At 57.1% G+C, this 1,002-nt stretch carries 1 protein-coding gene; it reads right to left on the bottom strand.

What is annotated here, in order from left to right; genetic code table 11:
- Window positions 1–139 precede the first annotated feature (139 nt).
- Window positions 140–631, bottom strand: coding sequence for a lytic transglycosylase domain-containing protein (locus AB3X89_RS39910; RefSeq protein WP_368588019.1), 492 nt, complete (start codon window positions 629–631; stop codon window positions 140–142).
- Between the last annotated feature and the right edge of the window lie 371 nt (window positions 632–1,002).

Genomic DNA, 1,002 nt, shown 5'->3' with positions numbered 1-1,002 from the left:
AGCGCGAGGGCGTGATTATCGCGAACCTCGTGAATCTGTGGAACAGCTTCGGCAAGGCCGTTTGCGTCAAAAAGCTCTAGTTGCGTCCGCAACCAACTGCGGGCCTACCCTGCTGAACAAAGCCAGTCCAAACCTGCAATCAGTAGCAGGAACTATCTTTTCCCCCTGTGTTGGCGGCAAGGGGCGACAGCCGTCTTGCAGTTCGATCGCCCGACCGGTCTTCCGGTAGCACCTGCCAACGGCGCAGGATGCCGGCGATCTGCCGAGCGTATTCGTCTCGCAGCGCGGGCGTCGCCGAATGATAGGCGCCGACTGCGGCCCACGTATTGCCATATTTGAGCACCTGGCGACGCAACTGCCATGCCGCGATGTACACATTCTTGCAGGGCGACATCAACGCGTCCTTACCGATGCCGTAGCGCGCGAGTGCGGGAAGATGAATTGTATTGATCTGCATCAGGCCATAGTCGATCGAGCCATTTGCATTGACGTGCACTGCATCGGGATGGTTGTGCGACTCCTGCCACGCAATGGCGCGCAGGATGAGCGGATTGACATGCTGGTACGCGGCGGCGTCATCGAAGCAGTTGGCGTGCGCCACAGGCACCGCGGCCAGACCACAAACGAACATGATGCAGCCCGTGCCTATGTGCGAGACTTTCATCGGCAAATCAGGGAAAAAGAAAAGAGCGTCATACGATCTCACGAGGCCTAGAAATCACTCTCATCCACAATATTGAATTTGCTCGCGCAGAGCGTGTCAATTAGCGAAACGTTGTCTGTGTTCGCGAATGCGTGTTATCGAGGGGATTCGCGTTGGTTCTGTCGCAGTAAGAGCGAGAGGCCGACCAAGTCCGACATGCAACTGGTTGCGGGGGTTCTGTTGCAGTAAGGCCCACGTTAAAATTGGGTAGCGAATTTTTGAGCTGTGCGATGAAGAAGACGAAGACACCGCGAACCACACTCGCGCCGGGCCTGGCCAAGGTCCTGAAGCGCCTTCAC

It is taken from the genome of Paraburkholderia sp. BR14320 (assembly GCF_040948665.1).
Lineage (GTDB): Bacteria > Pseudomonadota > Gammaproteobacteria > Burkholderiales > Burkholderiaceae > Paraburkholderia > Paraburkholderia youngii.
Note: the sequence above shows the minus strand (reverse complement) of the source record. Positions and strands in the feature narration are given on the sequence as shown.

What these genes read in the sequence shown, in the direction of transcription:
- AB3X89_RS39910 (WP_368588019.1), bottom strand. Translation starts at nt 631, where the DNA reads ATGTTCGTTTGTGGTCTGGCCGCGGTGCCTGTGGCGCACGCCAACTGC.